We start from the raw sequence: 16809 nt of genomic DNA on the forward strand, positions 1-16809 counted from the left end.
CAGAGGGAAGACGGAAACAATCAGTTCAGGCTACTACCGCAAAGTGCCGGCACCAGGGGCTTTTTTCCCCGGATGCCGGCACTGGCAGCAGCGTTACACGCCCAGTAAGCCCTGCAAGGGACCAAGGACGAAGTAAAGGACGAACAGCAGGGAGACGATCCACATGAGCGGATGGATCTTCTTCACCTTGCCGAGCGCCAGCTCGATGATCAGATAGGTGACGAACCCGGCGCCGATGCCGACCGTAATGGAGTAGGCAAACGGCATGAGGGCAATCGTCAGGAACGAGGGGATCGCGATCTCGGGGCGGTGCCACTCGATCTCGGTCACCTGGGTCATCATGAGGAATCCGACCGCGACGAGCGCAGTCGATGCGGCCTCGGAGGGCACGAGCTCGACGAGCGGCGCGAGGAACATCGACAGCAGGAACAAGATGCCCGTGACCGTCGTCGCGAGGCCCGTGCGGGCACCTTCTCCGACGCCCGCCGAGGACTCGACATAGCTCGTCGCCGAGGAGACGCCACCCATGCCGCCGGCAGCGGCGCCGATGGAGTCGACGACGAGGATCTGGCGGGTGCGCGGCGGGTTGCCTTCCTTATCGAGCAGGTCAGCCTCGCCACCGATCGCGACCATCGTGCCCATGGTGTCGAAGAAGTCGGCGAGCATGAGCGAGAAGACCAGCAGGATCACTGCAAGGAAACCGATCTTGCCGAAGGCACCAAACAGGTCGAACTGGCCGATCGTGGAAAAGTCCGGCAGCGAGACCGGGGAGCCCTCCAGCGCGGGGACCGTCAGGCCCCAGCCCGTCGGGTTCTCCTCCGACTTCGGGCCGAGCTGCGCGATCGCCTGGACGATGATGCCGAGGACGGTCGCGGTGAGGATACCGATGAGGATCGCGCCGCGGACCTTGCGGACCATGAGGACGATTGTGACGAGCAGGCCGACGACGAAAATGAGCGCGGGCCATCCGGCCAGCGAGCCATTGATGCCGAGCTGCAGGGGAGTGCCGCCGGGGCGGACGATGCCAGCGTTGACGAGGCCAACGAGCGCAATGAACAGGCCGATACCCACAGAAATGGCGGTCTTCATCTGGGCGGGAACCGCCCGGAAGACCGCCTCGCGGAATCCGGTGAGCACCAGGACGAGAATGATGATGCCTTCCCAGACGATCAGGCCCATTGCCTCCGCCCAGGTCAGGCCGGTGGCCGCCACGAGGGTGAAGGCGACCATGGCGTTCAGGCCCATGCCCGAGGCAAGCGCCAGCGGGAAGTTCGCCCAGACGCCCATGAGGATCGACAGCAGGCCGGCAATGAGTGCCGTACCGGCCGCGATCGCCGGGATGTTGGCTTCCGCGCCGCGGCCGAGGAAGCCGCCGGCGGAATCCATGCCCGACAGGATGATGGGGTTCAACACGAGAATGTAGGACATCGCGAAGAAGGTCACGAGGCCCCCACGGATCTCCCGGCTGATGGTGGAGCCACGCTGGGAGATCTGGAAGAAGCGATCAAGAGTGCCGGCGAAGCCGGAGTGCTGAGGGGTGGTGACAGGTGCGTTCACGAAAGGAATGGTCCCACACTTTTCGCCCACTTCCGGCACACTGGTGGCAGGACAAAACCGCTGCGGAAGGGCCCCTCATGAAGATCTTGGTTCCCGACGATGTCGCTCTTGACTTAGACCTTCCCCAGGACGAGGTCGTTTTATACACCTTTGGTGAGCCCATTGCTGAACAACACCGTGATGCTGACGTCATTGTGATGTGGGGTTTTGGTCACCGTTGGTTGAACGAAATTGTGCCGACCCTGCCCGACTTAAAACTCATCCAAACACTTGCCGCTGGTCCCGATGCACTCTTGGCCTCGGGCGCGGCCCCGCCCGGTGTTGAGATCACGACGGGTCGAGGTTTTCACGACCGCACGGTCGCCGAGCACACCCTCATGCTCACCCTGGCGCTCGTGCGCCACCTTCCGCTGTCCCTGCAAGCCCAGGCAGAGCACCGGTGGGCAACCGAGATCACCGGCAGCCAGCCGCTGCACCCCGAAGGCCAGATCACGACCCTGATTGACGCACGTGTCCTCATTTGGGGCTTCGGCTCGATCGGGACCCAGGTCGCCAAGGTCCTGGAAGTCTTCGGCGCCAAGGTGCGCGGCGTTGCCCGCAGCGCGGGCGACCGCGCGGGCTTCCCGGTCGTGGCCGAGGATGATATCGATTCCGAGCTGGCTGAGACCGACATTCTTATCATGGTGCTGCCGACCAGCGAGTCGACCGCCGACGCCCTCGATGCCCGCCGGCTCGCCCTGCTGCCGAAACACGCCCTTGTCGTGAACGTCGGTCGTGCGACCACGTGGGATGAGGATGCCGTCATGACCTCGCTACGCGACGGTGAGATCGCGGGCGCCGCCACCGACGTGACGCGCGAGGAGCCGCTGCCAGCGAACTCGAAGCTGTGGGATACCCCGAACCTCATTATCACGCCGCATTCGGCCGGCGGCCGGCCCGATAACCCCGAGCCGACTATTCACGACAACGTCGAGGCCATTCGTCGCGGTGAGCTCGACCGGCTCATCAATCGGGTCGAGCGCTAGTCCAGGAGCCCGGCCGCGCGCCGGGTGCCGCGTGAGGCGTGCACGCTCCAACGCGGCACCCACTTCGCCTGCGCAGCCGAGGAGACTACCGACATTCCGCCCATAACCCAGATGCCGGCGGCGAGTGAGCCGAGGAACGCTCCCCCGGTCAGGATGGCGGGACCGAGCACGCCGCCGAAGTCGGAAAATAGTCGCCACACGCCAAGGAACTGACTTCGCCCTTCGCTGGGGGCAACATCCGCGCCGAGCGTCATGAGGATCCCAGAAGAGATCCCATTTCCAAGGCCCAGGATGATCGCGACGATGCTCACGGAGATCACGGTCGTGGTGAACGGCAGCGCGATAAGCGCGCCGCCCATAATGATCATCGCGGGAATCCCGACCCAGAGCCGTCCCATGGTGTCCATGAGCTTGCCGGCCGGATAGAACAACAGCATGTCGGCGGCATTGGCAATACCGAAGACGATCGAGGTCGTCTCCGGCGAGATCCCCAGGTGTTCGGTCCACAGCGGCAGCACATTGATGCGCGCGGCCCGCACGGAGCCGATGAGGAGCACCGCGATCCCGAGGGTGGAGAACACCGGCCAGAATTTGCGGAAAATCTCGGTCATTGGGACGGCGGGCTTGTCCTTGACCGCGGCCAGGCGCTGACGCATGCCCGGGGCTTTCACGCCCTTTTCGGAGCCGAAGACCGCCACGAAAACCATCGCGATGAGCGTGGAGATCACCGCGAGCGCGTAGACCGCGTGCAGGCTGGAGAGTTTGATGACCGCGGCGCCCGCGAACGGTCCAATGAAATAGCCGACCCGGTGAATCCCGCCGAGGGTCGACATCACGCGGGCCCGGCGCAGCGGGTGGGTGATCTCGGTCAGATAGGACTGGCGCGCAAGAAAGTAGGAGGAGGACGCACCTCCGATCAGCAGCACGGAGCAAATGAGCAGTACGGGATTCGTGGCGAGCCCAGCGCCAATGAACCCGAGGATCGCGACGACGGAGGCCGCGAGCATCGCGGCCCGGTCCCCCACGCGCGCGGCGATGGCGCCCGCGGGCACGTCCATGAGGATCTGACCGATGGCGAGCACCGTGACGAGGAAGGCCGCGCCGCCAAGCGAAAACCCGACCTCGGTCGCGGTCGCCACAATGATCGGGATGACCGCACCGGCGCCAAGTTCAAAAAAGATCGTCGGGACGAAGGTTCCCAGCACCACGGTCCGCATGGGAAACATGGGACCGGTCGGCAGACCGATATCGCGAGTCACGACTCGCTGAGCGTGAAGGGTTCGAGATCGAGTTCGTCGATGACCGGCTCGGATTGCTGCCAGTCGCCGCTGCGGGCAGGGATATCGGTTTCGGAATGGGCGCCACAGCCGTGATCCAGGCTCACGACGCGGCCGTCATCGGAGGACCACTCGTTGGCGCAGACCCCGAACATGTGCCGGGTGGAGCCGGAGAGCTTCAGCAGGAAACCGCAGGTGCCGCACTTGGCTTTGGCGCGCCGGGCGGAGGAGGTGTTGGGACCACCTGGGCCGGCGTACCAGCGTTCGGCGGCCGCCGCCCGACCGGCAGGTGACAGGACGCGCTTGCGGCCGAGCCCCATCTCATCGAATTCGGTATCGGCTTCCTCATCCGCGGCCTGGGCGAGTTCGGCATCGCTTTGCTCGACGAGGCGTTCATCGTGCGGGACGTAGGGCAGCGTGTCGCCGGGGCGCACGTCCTCGGGGCGCAGGCGCTGCGCGTAGGGAACCCAGGGCGGGGCCAGCAGCGAATCGGGGCCGGGCTGCAGCGCGACCTCGCAGATCGTTGCAGCGCGACCGCGCGGGACGCGGGTGAGGGTGACGGCCCAAAACCAGCCGCGGTAGCCCGGATCGGTGCAGGCAAAGCGGTGGGTGCCGAGCCGCGTGTCCTCCATGTCGAAGGCGGCGTGCTCGCCGACTTTGTCTTCACCCGCGAGGTCGACGGCCGCCGCGCGGGCGACGTCGATCGCGCCGGCGAGCGTCTTATCGATCGGGGTCTTTTTGGCTGGTGAGCTCATCTATAACTACCTAGTTACGCGTCAAAATCATCGGCCACCGCGCGCAGGACCTGGGCGAGCTTGTGTCCGTGCTCGGGGTAGCGGCCACGGCGCAGCGCGTTGGAGGAGGCGTCGAGCATCCGGATGAGGTCCTCGACGATCGGCACCATCTCGGTGGGCTTGCGGCGCAGGTTGCGCGAGACGGAGGGGGCGGGTTCGGCGAGTTCGACGAACATGGCCTGGGGGCCGCGCCGGCCATCGGCGATGGAATACTCGAGTTTTGCACCGGCTCGCAGGGTGGTCACGCCCTCGGGTAGCGCTGAGGCGTGCAGAAACACTTCCTGGCCGTCATCGCCGGTGATGAACCCGAAGCCCTTATCGGCATCGAACCACTTGACCTTGCCACTGGGCATGGCGCTATCCTCCCCACGGTTGTTCCGCTTATGAATGCACAAGCTCCCCTATTCTATCGGGACAATAGCCGCCGTGCTTACGGCCGTGCGCGGGCGAGGACCTCCCGCGCGAAACCGCGCGCCAGCGCGCGACCCAGCGCGGCGATCGCCTCGTCGTGGGCGGCGAGCTCGGCCAAGACCGCCGCCGAATCCACCTCGGGGTAATTCTCCGTCCAGCCCGCTATGAGCTCGGGGCTCGCCTCCGGATGGAATTGGATGCCGAGCCCGCTCCCGATCCGAAACGCCTGGAGGTAGTCGGCCGAGTGGGCGAGCGCCTGCGCGCCCTCGGGCAGGCTCGTCACAGCATCGGAGTGCATCGAGGCCGCGGCGGTGAGGTTCGCTGCCACCGCCTCACCAAGGATCGGATCGGCCGCGGCCTCCTCACTCCACGACACCTCGATCGCGCCCAGTTCCCGACCCGCCGGATGGGAGATCGTCACCTCGCCGCCGGTCGCGACGGCGAGCAGCTGGTGGCCGAGGCAGATCCCGAGAACCGGAATGTCCTCGGCGACGGCATGGGCGATGAGGTCGCGAGTCGCGGGCAGATGCGGCGCCACGTCATCGGCATAGGCATTGGCCTCCCCACCGAGCACGATGAGGCCCGCTCCGGGCCGAGCAGGGATAGCGTCGTGGCGGCCGCTGACGACCTGCAGGTCGAGGTCTTCCTCACCGGCAAGCCAGTCGGCGAAGCGGGCGAGGGGCACATCGTCGTCGTGTTGGATGACGGTTACGGGAAGTGTCACGCTCGTGAGCTTAGCGCTGAATCGGTCCCGATAGTGTTGCGGCTCATAGTTCTGCTCGGGATGATGGAAGCGTGAAGAAATTGCTGACGACGACGGCGATCGGCGCCTTTGGCCTGATCGTGCTTGCCCCGGTGCTGCCGGCCCACGCGGTGAGCGAAGCACCCGCGGGGGCTATCAGTGTGGGCTTCGAAGCTCCCGAGCGCCTGCCCGAGCGCATCACGGACCACGCCGGGGTGCTGTCCGCGGCGCAAAAGACGGACCTGACCAACCAGATCGCGAAGCTGCGCGAGGAGCACGGCGCCGATCTGTGGGTCGTGTTCGTCAATACCTTTGACGGGATCAGCCGCGAGCAGTGGGCGGATCGCACTGGCCAGCTGTCCGACCTCGGCGAGGACCAGTACCTGCTGGCCGTCGCCGTGCAGGATCGCAACTTCCAGTTGGCCCGCCACCGCAACGCCGAGCTGTCATCCTCGCAGATCGCTTCGATCGCGAACTCCGATGTCAGCGGCGCGCTGTCGCGCAATGACTGGGCCGGCGCCGTCAGCGGCGCGGTCAGCGGCATCAACTCGGCGCTCACGCCCGGCTTCCCGGTGCTGCCCGTCGCCGCCCTTGGCGCGGGCGGGCTCGCGCTCGCCGGTTACGGGGTCTCACGGGCACGGAAGAAGGGCAAGGAACGCCAGCAGCGCGCGACGACGCTGCGCGGCCTCGCCCAACAGGCCGGATCGGCCCTCGTTGACGTCGATGACGCGATCCGCGGCGCCCGCGACGAATTGGGCTTCGCGCAGGCGGAGTTCGGCCTCCAGCAGACCGACGAATTCACCTCCTCCCTCAGCCAGGCCGAGAAGCTGCTCGCGCAGGCCTTCGCCATCCAAAAGTCGATCGATGATCCGGCCGCGGCAGGCCAGCTCAGCGAGGCCGAGACGATGGACCGCTACCGCGAGATCCTCGATCTGACCGACGGGGCCCGCTCGAGCGTGGAGGAACACCTCAAGCAGTTCTCCGAGATGCGCAACATGCAGTCCCGCGTCGAGTCCGTGCTCGCGGAGCTCACCACGCGCGAGACTGAGGTTCGCTCCCGGCTGGAGGGCACACGCTCGATCCTTGCGACGCTGTCCAACCGCTACCCGGCGAGCGCTCTCGCGTCCTTCGTCGGCAACCCGCAGCGCGCCAAGGACTTCCTGGACACCGCCCGCCACGCCATTGGGGCCGGCCGAGAGCGGGTGGAAAAGAACGACCGCGCTTCGGCCGTCGTCCAGGCGCGCCTCGCCGAGGGCGCCATCTCGCAGGCCGCCGAGCTCCTGGAAGTCGTCGGCCGCGCGGATACCGAGATCGCCGAGGCGGCCAAGCGCCTGCCCGCGGCCATTGCCTCGATCAGCTCGGACCTGAAGGACGCGGATCGGCTGCTGCCCGACCGCACGACGCTCGCCCCGGAACGCAAGGGCGCGCAGGCCGCGATCTCGCTCGGGCATGAAGCCCAGCAGCGTCAGGGCGATCCCGTCGGCGCACTCAATGCCCTGACAAGCGCCGAGGACGCGATCGACCGCGCGCTCGAGCCCTACCGCGCCGCGGAAGAGCAGCAGCAGCGCGCCGAACGCAATCTCGCCGATCGCCTCGGTCAGCTCGACAGCCGGCTGCGTCACTTGGACGGCCTGCTGCAGACCCACCGCGCCCGCATCGGTTCGCGTGCCCGTTCGATGTTCACCGAAGCGGTGGACCTGTCCGAGCGCGCGCATTCGCTGGCCAGCACCGATCCTGTCCAGGCGGTGCAGGTGGCCTCGGCCGGAATCCAAAAGATCGATGCCGCGACCCGCATCGCCCAAACCGATCTGTCCTCGGGCGCCAACCTCGGCGGCCCCTGGCGGGATCCCGCGCGCCCTCCCGGCTGGGACCCCGATGACTGGGACGACTGGGGCGGCGGCCGCTCACGGCGCGGCGGCGGCGGGGACATCCTCGGCCAGGTCATCGCCGGCCAGGTGCTCGGCAACATCCTTGGCGGTATGCTCGGCGGGGGCCGGGGCGGCGGCTTTGGCGGAGGCGGCGGCTTCGGCGGGGGCGGCGGCTTCGGTGGCGGCGGAGGCGGCGGCGGCCGGTTCTAGCCCATAGATATAGCGCAGATCACTTCGACCTTCTACCATCAATAGTGACCACGAGGTCGCACTCCTGAAAGGACACCCCATGGCAGAGAAGCAGACCATCCTCGGCCGTATTGCCCAGCTGACCCGGGCGAATATCAACGCCATCCTCGACCGCGCGGAAGATCCTCAGAAGATGCTGGATCAACTCGTGCGCGATTACACGAACTCGATTCGCGAGGCCGAAGAAGCCGTTGCCGTCACGATCGGTAACCTGCGTCTTGCCGAAAAGGACTACGAGTCCGACAAGGCCGAAGCTCGCGACTGGGGCAACAAGGCCCGCTCCGCGGCCACCAAGGCCGAAGAACTTCGCAGCGCCGGCGATAGCGATGGCGCCGAGAAGTTCGACAAGCTCGCCCGCATCGCGATCACCAAGCAGATCAACGCCGAGAACGAGGTCAAGGCCGCAGAGCCGATGATCACGCAGCAAAACGAGGTCGTCGACAAGCTCAAGGACGGCCTCGTCCAGATGAAGTCGAAGCTCGATGAGCTGAAGTCCAAGCGCGATCAGCTCGTGGCCCGCCAGAAGTCCGCCGAGGCCCAGTCCCGCGTGACCGATGCGATCTCCTCGATCAACGTGCTCGACCCGACGACGGAAATCTCCCGCTGGGAAGAGCAGGTCCGTCGCGAAGAAGCCCGCGTCGCCGGCAAGCAGGAAATCGCTGGCGCCTCCCTGGAGTCGCAGTTCGCGGAGTTGGAGGATTCCAACACCAACGCCGAGATCGAGGCTCGCCTCGCGGTCCTGCGCGGCGAGTCGACCCGGCAGATCACCTCCGATCAGGAAGCCGAGGTCGTCGACGACGTCGAATTCTCCGAGGATCACGACGATGAGGACTACGCGCAGCGCGCCCAGAAGTACTCGAAGGACTCCTTCGGTTCTTCCGGCCAGGCCACCGGCCACTAACTGACACATTCAGCGGCGGGTTCCGGACACCGGAGCCCGCCGCTGAGCTTTGCCCACTACGCTAGAGCCTATGGAAAACAATGAAACGACCTATTTGTTAATCGATGGCGAGAACATCGACGCCACCCTCGGGATGTCGGTCCTGAACCGCCGCCCGCACCCCGATGAGCGGCCCCGCTGGGACCGTATTTTGACCTACGCCGATTCTCGCTTCGGGCGCGATGTGCGCGCCCTGTTTTTCCTTAACGCCACCTCCGGGCAGATGCCCATCAGCTTCGTCCAGGCCCTCATTGCTATGGACTACCGCCCGATCCCGCTGGCCGGGACCGGCACCGAAAAGGTCGTCGACGTCGGCATCCAACGCACCCTGGAGGCGCTCGCCGATCGCGGCCCCGCCCACGTGCTGCTCGCCAGCCACGACGGCGACTTCATCCCGCAGGTCGAGGCGCTGCTGGAAATCGGTTCGCGCGTCGGCGTGCTGTGCTTCCGCGAATTCTTGAACGCCGAACTCGCCGCCCTCGTCGACCAGGGCCTGGAAATCTACGACCTGGAGGCCGACGTGCAAGCCTTCCAGGTGGCGCTGCCGCGCGTGAAGATCATTTCGCTCGAGGACTTCCAGCCCGAGGACTTCCTCTAAGCCGCAAGGAGCATCCCATGACAGCCACACTCGGCGCCCACCCGCACACCATCACCGAGGTGCGGATCGTCGGCGCCCCGAACGCCGAAGCCGTCGACGTGAGCCTAGAAGGCGGCGCGATTACCGCGATCACACCGGCCGGCGAGCAGCCTCCCGCGGGCGAGGTGCTCGCAGGCGACGGCGCCTACCTCAGCCCCGGGCTGTGGGACGCGCACGTGCACTTCGGGCAGTGGGCGGCGACCTTCACGCGCCTCGACCTGTCCGGCGCGAGCGATGCGCGCGCGTGCGCCAGGCTGCTCGCCGCGGAGGCAGACTCCAATCCGCCGCCGCGCAGCGGGGCCGTCATTGGCATGAGCTACCGGGGCGCGCTGTGGGACCCGGCTCCCACGACGAGCCTGCTCGATGAGGCAACGGGCGAGGTGCCCGTCATCGCGATCAGCGCCGACTACCATTCATCGTGGCTGAACTCGGCTGCGCAGCGCTTGTTCGACCTGCCCTGGCGCGAGGAGCCCGTGCAAGAAACCGAATGGTTCGACCTGCTGCCCCGCATCGACGCGCTACCTGCTGCCGACCCGGACGCCGGGCTGCGCGCGGCGCTCGCCGATGCGGCCAGCCGCGGCGTCGTCGGGATCACCGATGTCGACTTCGCGCCGAACTTCGACACCTGGCCTGAGCGCGTAGCGCGCGGTTTGAACGCCCTTCACGTGCGCGCCGGGTTCTACGCCGGCGACCTCGAAACCGTCATCGCGCGAGGCTTTGCGACCGGCGATGAGCTCACGGCGGGCGGCCAGGTGCGTCTCGGGCCGCTGAAAATCATCTCCGACGGCTCCCTCAACACGAAGACCGCCTACTGCTTCGACCCCTACCCCGGCGGCAGCCACGGAGTCCTGTCCGTTCCGCGCGACGAGCTCGAGCGCCTCGCCCGCCGCGCCCACGAGCACGGCATCGCCCTTGCGATCCACGCCATCGGCGATCATGCGAATGCGATCGCGCTCGACGTCTTCGCCGCAACGGGGGCGACCGGCTCCATCGAGCACGCCCAGCTTATACGCCGCTCGGACATCCACCGGATGGCCGAGCTCGGCATCACAGCCTCGATCCAGCCCGCCCACCTGCTCGATGACCGCGAGGTCGCCCACGAGCTGTGGCCCGGCAAGACGCCCTATCAGTTCACGACGCTGTCCAAGACGGGCGTCACCCTCGCCCTCGGCTCCGACGCCCCCGTCGCGCCCCTGGACCCGTGGCTCGCGATCGCCGCCGCCGTCGGGCGCGGCGAGCCCGCCTGGCAGCCGGCCGAGCGGATGAGCCCCGCGAGCGCCCTGTTCTCCTCCGTCGCCGGCGCCGGCCGGCCCCGGGTGGGCAGCCCCGCCGACCTCGCCCTGCTCGCCGCCGATCCGCTCGCGCCCGGCATCACCGCGGGCGCCTTGCGCGAGATGAACGTGCGCGCCACGCTGCGGGCGGGCGAGGTGACCTTCGCGGCGTAACCAAGCGGTGAGATAATGGAGGCATGACTGACTTCATCGCCGATCTCGCTGACTTCATTACCGCCTCGCCCTCCTCCTACCACGCCGCCGACGAAATCGGCCGGCGCCTATCCGAGGCCGGGTTCACGCGGCACAGCGAATCCGATGCGTGGGACGCCTCCCCCGGCGGCCACTACCTCATCCGCGACGGCGCACTCATGGCCTGGGTCGTGCCCGAGGGCGCCGATACCTCGAGCGCCTTTCGCATCGTGGGCACCCACACCGATTCGCCGTCGATCAAGCTCAAGCCCATCCCCGCGATCTCGCGGCACGGCTGGCAGAGCGTCGGCGTGGAAATCTACGGCGGCCCGCTGCTGAACTCCTGGCTCGATCGCGACCTCGCCTTCGCCGGCCGCGTCGTCGATGCCGACGGCGCCGTCCACCTTGTGCGCACCGGGCCCGTCGCCCGCATCCCGCAGCTCGCGATCCACCTCGACCGCCAGATCTCCGCCGATGGCCTGAAGCTCGACAAGCAGCAGCACACCGCCCCGATCTACGCCGTCGGCGATGAGGACGCCGATATCCTCGACGTCGTCGCCCGCACCGCGGGCCTGCGCGCTTCCGATGTCACCGGCCACGACATCTACGCGATCGACACCCAGCCGCCGGCCGTCATCGGCGCAAACGAGGACCTGTTCGCCGCGGGCCGGCTCGATAACCTCTCCTCCACCCACGCGGCGCTGTGGGCGCTTGAGCATCTCGCCGATCACACGCGCGACATCCTCGTCTTTGCCGCCTTCGATCACGAGGAGGTCGGCTCGGCCACCCGCTCCGGTGCCGCGGGCCCGATCCTCGCCGACGTCCTTACCCGCACCGCGGCGGCGCTCGGCGCATCCAGTGACGAGACCGCTGCAATACTCACCCGCTCCGCGCTGCTGAGCGTGGACGCCGGGCACGCCGTCCACCCCAACTACGCCGACCGCCACGACCCGGACAACCGCCCGCTGCTGAACGCCGGCCCCGTCTTAAAGGTCAACTCCCAGCAGCGCTACGCCACCGACGCGATCGGGATCTCGATGTGGCAGCGCGCCGTCGCCGCCGCCGGCATCGACTCCCAGGTCTTCGTCTCCAACAACGCGATGCCCTGCGGCTCGACAATCGGCCCGATCTCGGCCACCCGCCTGGGCCTCACCACCGTCGACGTCGGCGTCCCGCTGCTGTCGATGCATTCCGCGCGCGAACTCGCCGGCACGAAGGACCTGCCCGCCCTCGCCAGCGCCATCTCCGCGTTCTACACCACGATCGAGCTGTAAAGGAGCGCCATGCGCGAGACCGACGAAGCCAAACCACGCCTCCTCGTCGTCGACGACGAGCCGAACATCCTCGATCTGCTCGCCGCCTCGCTGCGGTTTGCGGGCTTCGAGGTGGACACCGCCGCCGACGGCAACGCCGCCCTGCACCTGGCACGCACGACGAGTTTCGACCTCATCGTGCTCGACGTCATGCTGCCCGACATGGACGGCTTCACCGTCATCCGGCGCCTACGCAGCGCCCGCATCGAGGTACCCGTGCTGTTTTTGACCGCGCGCGATGACGTCGCCGATAAGCTCACCGGCCTGCAAGAAGGCGGCGATGACTACGTCACGAAGCCGTTCTCGCTGGAGGAGGTCGTCGCCCGCATCAACGCCGTGCTGCGCCGCACCCGCCCGATCCTCGACGACGACTCGCGCCTGACCTATGCCGATCTCGTCCTGAACGATGACACACACGAGGTCCACCGCGGCGGCGTCCTCATCGATCTATCGCCCACCGAGTTCAAGCTGCTGCGCTACCTCATGATCAACGCCGAACGGGTCGTCTCCAAGTCGCAGATTCTGGACCACGTCTGGGAGTACGACTTTATGGGCGATGCGAACATCGTCGAGTCCTATATCTCCTACCTGCGCCGCAAGGTCGAGATGCCGGACGCACCCACCCTCATCCACACTCGCCGCGGCGTCGGCTACATGCTGCGAGCGGAGGAGGCCCGGCAGTGAGCGGCATCCAGCCGCGCACGAGCCGGTTTGAGGAAATTCCGCTTTCCACCCGGCTCGTGACGACGTTCGCCGTGCTGCTGAGCTTCGGCCTGTTCGTCGCCTTCCTCGTCACGAGCTCGATCCTGCGCTCCTCGCTGCTCACCCAGCTCGACGTCCAACTCGCGACGACGGCCGACTCCCTACAGGCCTCGCCCGCGCAGTGGCTCGATCAGCAGCGCAGTGACGAACAACTGCCGAGCCAGTACTTCATCCAGGTCGATCTCGTCGACGGCCGCTCCCACCAGCTCGTGCGCGAGGACACCATCAAGGAGTTCGGCAGCCCGACGATCGCCGAGCTCGACTCGCAATCGCTCGCCACGAGCCGCCAGGCCGTGACCGTGCCGAATCAGGAAAGCGGCGGGCCGTGGCGCGTCTACCAGGTGCCGCTGTACAACCAGGCGACGAAGTCCGTCATCGGGGTGCTCTCCGTTGCGCTGCCGACGGCGAGCGTGCTGCGCCCGCTGGAAGATTCCATCGGGCTGCTCGTTGGCACCTCCATCCTGCTCGTAGTCATCGGCGGCCTCGTCTCCTGGCTCGCGATCCGCCGCCACCTCAACCCGCTGCGCGAGATCGAAGCGACGGCCGGCGCGATCGCCGCCGGGGACCTGTCTCGGCGCATCAGGCCCCGGCCGCCGACGACGGAGGTCGGCTCGCTCGCCCAATCGCTCAACGTCATGCTCGCCCAGATCGAGCAGGCATTTTCCGATCGCACCGCCTCTGAGGCCCGCACCCGCCAGTTCATCTCCGATGCCTCCCACGAGCTGCGCACCCCCGTCGCGACGATCCGCGGCTACGCCGAGCTCTACCGCATGGGCGGCATCCCCGAGGCGAACCTGCCCGAGGCGATCGGCCGCATCGAGTCCGAGGCCGCACGCATGGGCGAACTCGTCGCCGACCTGCTCCAGCTCGCCCGCCTGGACGAGGGCCGCCCGCTGCACATCGACATTATTGACCTGGCCGCGCTCGCCTCCGACGCTGCCAAAGACCTCGCCGTGCTCGACACCTCCCGCACCGTCGAGGTCATCGCCCTAGACGGTTCGGCCGCCAGCGAGACCCTCGCGTGCGCCGATCCGGACAAGATCCGCCAGGTCCTAGCCAACCTCGTCGGCAACCTCATGAAGCACACGCCCGCGGGCTCCCCCGTCGAATTCGCCGTCGGCACCGAGGACGAGCGCGCCGTCGTCGAGGTCCGCGATCACGGGCCGGGCGTCCCGCCCGAGGAGGCCTCCCAGATTTTCCGCCGGTTCTACCGCGTCGATACCTCGCGCGCCCGCACCTCCGGTGGCTCCGGCCTGGGGCTTGCGATCGTCGCGGCCATCGTCGAGGCGCACTCCGGTGAGATCGCCGTGCGTACGACCGACGGCGGCGGTTTAACCGTCAAACTTCTGCTCCCGCGCCCACCATCGGCTGTGATGACTGAGACAACCGAGCAATGAGGTGGCAATCGGGCCCCTGCCGGGTCTAGCATGGCGGGGCCAGTATTGTCCTATGGAGGATGTTGTGAACATGGGCGGTGCACCCGCACCCCAATGGCTCGCCTCAGCGTTCGTGCGTAGCGCACGCGCCGTCGGAGCCACCGCCGATGCGGCCGAGCTTGCCGCGGTCGCTGACCGCCTCATTGCCCGGTGGCAGGAGCCCGGCCGCTTCCACCATGGCCTGTCCCACCTCATCGAGGTGCTGCAGCGCGTGGACACCCTCGCCGAGGAAACCCACGACCCTGACGCCGTGCGCCTGGCCGCGTGGTACCACGGCGCGATCTTCGATACCTCGCTGGTGACCGAGTACCGCCGCGCCGCAGGTGAGGACAAGGCCGCCAGCGCCGAACTCGCCCGCACCGAGCTGAGCGCCATCGGTGTGCCGGAGGCGATGGTTGATCGGATCACGACGATGATCCTGACGCTGCGCGGGCACGCGAGCGAGTGCACCGACATCGACTGCCAGGCGCTGTCCGACGCGGACCTCGGATCGCTCGCCGTCGAGCCGCAAAAATTCCGCGCCTACCGGGACAATGTCCGCAAGGAATTCGCCCACCTGGACGTCCTCGACTACGTCGAGGCGCGCATCGCGATCATCACGAAGCTGCTGGGGCGCAATCACCTGTTCGCCTCCCCCATGGCAGCCGTGTGGGAAGACGCCGCACGCGAAAACCTCGCCGCCGAGCTCTCCCGCCTGAAGGTCGAGCGTGAATGCCTCACCAAAAAGCGCGAGGCCGGCCCCTGCGAGGATCCGGTCGCGCCCCACGACATTCCCGAGCAGATCTCGGGCGATAAGCCCGCGGCGACGACGCCGAGCTCGCTGGAATCCGAGCCCGCACCCAAGCCCCGCCCCGAGGGCGAGCGCCACGTAGATGGCGAGCGCCACGTAGATGGTGAGCAGCGACCGGCCGAGGTCCTTGGCCGGCCCGTGAGCGACGCGTCAGCGCCCGGCGCCGAGACCGGCCCCGCGGCCTCCTGGGGTATCGAGCGCGAACCGTCGGATCTGCGGAGCCTGCCGCGCCGCAATGCGCGCACTATCCGCTTGGAGCGCCGCACCGAGCTGCAGGTCGACGATCCGGATAAGAACCCGCCCAAGCCTTCCGGGGAGCGTCCCACCCGCCCGAAGGATGATGACGCGACGGGTTCGCTGTTCAAGCCGCTAAACGTCGACTGACCTGGCCGGGCCTATCCACAGGTCCACCGTGCGGGCGCCGCGCCCGCCCTCATCCCCGCCCGCGCCCGGGCCGCTGCCCGATCCTTCCTAGCGTGTGTCTCGCAGGTGAAAGCCACCTGATTCTCAACGCAAGGACGAATCCCATGCAGCTAACCGTCAACTCAACCGAACTCCAGGCCTCCTCTGCCCGCACCACCGCCTCGGTATCCTCCGTGCGCGCCGAGGTCCACGCCCTCATGGCCAACCTGCAATCGTTGCAGGGCTCCTGGTCGGGCGCAGCCTCCGACGCCTTTGGCGACTGCGCCCGCCGCTGGCACCTCATCCAGCAGCAGGTCGAGGTCAGCCTCGAAGAAATCAGCCAGGCCCTCACCGCTACCGCCCGCCAGTACGAGGACGTGGAGGCCGCCTCCCGTGCGATGTTCGCGGCCTGAGGCCGCAGCTTACCTGCCGTCGCCGGCCCGGCCGCGCCTAGGACTGGTCGGGCCGGATGACGTGCAGCACGGTATCGAGCGCCGCCTGCTCGCCGTCCGCATCGCCGGTCGCGGACTCGGACTCGTAGCGCTCAATCACCTCCGCCCGCACGATCGTCCCCTCGGCGACGTAGGGCAACAGCTCCTCGAGGCGGTGCAGCACGTCCGGGTTCTTCGGCCCGCCGACGCCGCCGGCGAGGTTCGAAATATCGTGTCCGATGAGCACGAGGCGCCCGCCGGGCGCGAGCCAGCCCATGGCCCGCTGCAGGATCGCGCCGAGGTCCTCGCTCGGTAGCTGCAGGTAGCTGAGCGCAATGAGCTCGACGCGGCGCGGCGGCGCATAGTTCTCCACCCGCGAGGCAATCCACGTGATCTGCTCGCCCCACGCCTGCCCAGCCGCGGCCTGCTTGCCGCGCTCGATCGCGACGCTCGACTGCTCAACGGCGATCACCCGGTAGCCACGCTCGGCGAGGTAACGCGCATTTCGCCCCTCGCCCGCACCGATGTCGAGCGCCACGGGTCGCGCGCCATCGCCCGCGGCGGCCAGCTGCGCATCGGCAAATGTTTCGACCTCAGCCACGAGCGGGCCCGCGGGCTCCTTAACCCACACGGGCGCGTCGCGGTAGGTATCATCCCAATTCGTCATGGCTCCACAGTAGGGCACGCCGATCGCTCCGCGCCGACGACGAAC

Annotated in this window: 16 protein-coding genes; 10 read left to right on the forward strand and 6 right to left on the reverse strand. The window is 67.7% G+C overall.

The window, feature by feature from the left end; all coding sequences use genetic code 11:
* Nucleotides 1-93 precede the first annotated feature (93 nt).
* Complete coding sequence (locus BLU67_RS05515) at nt 94-1557, reverse strand: NCS2 family permease (protein ID WP_092563377.1); 1464 nt, start codon at nt 1555-1557, stop codon at nt 94-96.
* Nucleotides 1558-1634: 77 nt separating this feature from the next.
* On the opposite strand from BLU67_RS05515, the gene BLU67_RS05520 reads away from it, so the two are divergent.
* The gene (locus tag BLU67_RS05520; protein ID WP_092563380.1) at nt 1635-2582 is read left to right on the forward strand and encodes an NAD(P)-dependent oxidoreductase; all 948 of its coding nucleotides are present in this window, start codon (nt 1635-1637) and stop codon (nt 2580-2582) included.
* Here BLU67_RS05520 and BLU67_RS05525 read toward each other — a convergent pair.
* From BLU67_RS05525 to BLU67_RS05540, 4 genes are all read right to left on the reverse strand, one after another.
* A complete protein-coding gene (locus BLU67_RS05525; protein WP_222842392.1) occupies nt 2579-3841 on the reverse strand; it encodes an MFS transporter in 1263 nt (420 codons plus the stop codon). The two genes, BLU67_RS05520 and BLU67_RS05525, sit on opposite strands and share 4 nt — an antisense overlap.
* Nucleotides 3838-4614, reverse strand: a complete 777-nt coding sequence (locus BLU67_RS05530) for a DUF3027 domain-containing protein (protein WP_092563383.1) — start codon at nt 4612-4614, stop codon at nt 3838-3840. The genes BLU67_RS05525 and BLU67_RS05530 overlap by 4 nt, the downstream gene beginning before the upstream one ends.
* A gap of 14 nt (nt 4615-4628) precedes the next feature.
* Entirely contained in the window at nt 4629-5006 is a 378-nt protein-coding gene (locus BLU67_RS05535) for a cold-shock protein (protein WP_092563386.1), read from the reverse strand.
* A 77-nt stretch (nt 5007-5083) separates the two neighbouring features.
* Nucleotides 5084-5788: a type 1 glutamine amidotransferase gene (locus BLU67_RS05540; protein ID WP_092563389.1), complete on the reverse strand. Its 705-nt coding sequence runs from the start codon at nt 5786-5788 to the stop codon at nt 5084-5086.
* Nucleotides 5789-5859: 71 nt separating this feature from the next.
* On the opposite strand from BLU67_RS05540, the gene BLU67_RS05545 reads away from it, so the two are divergent.
* The 9 genes from BLU67_RS05545 (at nt 5860) to BLU67_RS05585 (ending at nt 16079) form a co-directional block, all read left to right on the forward strand.
* The gene (locus BLU67_RS05545; RefSeq protein ID WP_092563392.1) at nt 5860-7884 is read left to right on the forward strand and encodes a TPM domain-containing protein; all 2025 of its coding nucleotides are present in this window, start codon (nt 5860-5862) and stop codon (nt 7882-7884) included.
* Nucleotides 7885-7963: 79 nt separating this feature from the next.
* Nucleotides 7964-8824, forward strand: coding sequence for a PspA/IM30 family protein (locus tag BLU67_RS05550; protein WP_092563395.1), 861 nt, complete (start codon nt 7964-7966; stop codon nt 8822-8824).
* A gap of 70 nt (nt 8825-8894) precedes the next feature.
* A complete protein-coding gene (locus BLU67_RS05555) occupies nt 8895-9461 on the forward strand; it encodes an NYN domain-containing protein (protein ID WP_092563398.1) in 567 nt (188 codons plus the stop codon).
* 17 nt (nt 9462-9478) lie between these two features.
* Nucleotides 9479-10945: an amidohydrolase gene (locus tag BLU67_RS05560; RefSeq protein ID WP_092563401.1), complete on the forward strand. Its 1467-nt coding sequence runs from the start codon at nt 9479-9481 to the stop codon at nt 10943-10945.
* Between the two features lie 23 nt (nt 10946-10968).
* Nucleotides 10969-12237 (forward strand): M18 family aminopeptidase, encoded by a 1269-nt coding sequence (locus BLU67_RS05565; protein ID WP_092563404.1) that lies wholly within the window; start codon nt 10969-10971, stop codon nt 12235-12237.
* A gap of 9 nt (nt 12238-12246) precedes the next feature.
* Nucleotides 12247-12960 (forward strand): response regulator transcription factor, encoded by a 714-nt coding sequence (locus tag BLU67_RS05570; protein ID WP_092563406.1) that lies wholly within the window; start codon nt 12247-12249, stop codon nt 12958-12960.
* A complete protein-coding gene (locus BLU67_RS05575; protein ID WP_092563409.1) occupies nt 12957-14435 on the forward strand; it encodes a sensor histidine kinase in 1479 nt (492 codons plus the stop codon). The genes BLU67_RS05570 and BLU67_RS05575 overlap by 4 nt, the downstream gene beginning before the upstream one ends.
* A 52-nt stretch (nt 14436-14487) precedes the next feature.
* A complete protein-coding gene (locus BLU67_RS05580; RefSeq protein WP_143027345.1) occupies nt 14488-15648 on the forward strand; it encodes an HD domain-containing protein in 1161 nt (386 codons plus the stop codon).
* A 143-nt stretch (nt 15649-15791) separates the two neighbouring features.
* Complete coding sequence (locus BLU67_RS05585; protein WP_092563415.1) at nt 15792-16079, forward strand: WXG100 family type VII secretion target; 288 nt, start codon at nt 15792-15794, stop codon at nt 16077-16079.
* A gap of 37 nt (nt 16080-16116) precedes the next feature.
* On the opposite strand, the gene BLU67_RS05590 is transcribed toward BLU67_RS05585, so the two are convergent.
* The gene (locus tag BLU67_RS05590; protein WP_092563418.1) at nt 16117-16764 is read right to left on the reverse strand and encodes a class I SAM-dependent methyltransferase; all 648 of its coding nucleotides are present in this window, start codon (nt 16762-16764) and stop codon (nt 16117-16119) included.
* Nucleotides 16765-16809 lie beyond the last annotated feature (45 nt).

It is taken from the genome of Bowdeniella nasicola, assembly GCF_900107735.1.
Classification (GTDB): Bacteria; Actinomycetota; Actinomycetes; order Actinomycetales; family Actinomycetaceae; genus Bowdeniella; species Bowdeniella massiliensis.

Excerpts from the sequence above, each read along its gene's own strand:
- BLU67_RS05585 (WP_092563415.1), top strand. The coding sequence starts at position 15,792 with ATGCAGCTAACCGTCAACTCAACCGAACTCCAGGCCTCCTCTGCCCGC.
- BLU67_RS05535 (WP_092563386.1), bottom strand. The coding sequence starts at position 5,006 with ATGCCCAGTGGCAAGGTCAAGTGGTTCGATGCCGATAAGGGCTTCGGG.
- BLU67_RS05555 (WP_092563398.1), top strand. The coding sequence starts at position 8,895 with ATGGAAAACAATGAAACGACCTATTTGTTAATCGATGGCGAGAACATC.
- BLU67_RS05550 (WP_092563395.1), top strand. The coding sequence starts at position 7,964 with ATGGCAGAGAAGCAGACCATCCTCGGCCGTATTGCCCAGCTGACCCGG.
- BLU67_RS05520 (WP_092563380.1), top strand. The coding sequence starts at position 1,635 with ATGAAGATCTTGGTTCCCGACGATGTCGCTCTTGACTTAGACCTTCCC.
- BLU67_RS05570 (WP_092563406.1), top strand. The coding sequence starts at position 12,247 with ATGCGCGAGACCGACGAAGCCAAACCACGCCTCCTCGTCGTCGACGAC.
- BLU67_RS05565 (WP_092563404.1), top strand. The coding sequence starts at position 10,969 with ATGACTGACTTCATCGCCGATCTCGCTGACTTCATTACCGCCTCGCCC.
- BLU67_RS05560 (WP_092563401.1), top strand. The coding sequence starts at position 9,479 with ATGACAGCCACACTCGGCGCCCACCCGCACACCATCACCGAGGTGCGG.
- BLU67_RS05590 (WP_092563418.1), bottom strand. The coding sequence starts at position 16,764 with ATGACGAATTGGGATGATACCTACCGCGACGCGCCCGTGTGGGTTAAG.
- BLU67_RS05530 (WP_092563383.1), bottom strand. The coding sequence starts at position 4,614 with ATGAGCTCACCAGCCAAAAAGACCCCGATCGATAAGACGCTCGCCGGC.
- BLU67_RS05580 (WP_143027345.1), top strand. The coding sequence starts at position 14,488 with ATGGAGGATGTTGTGAACATGGGCGGTGCACCCGCACCCCAATGGCTC.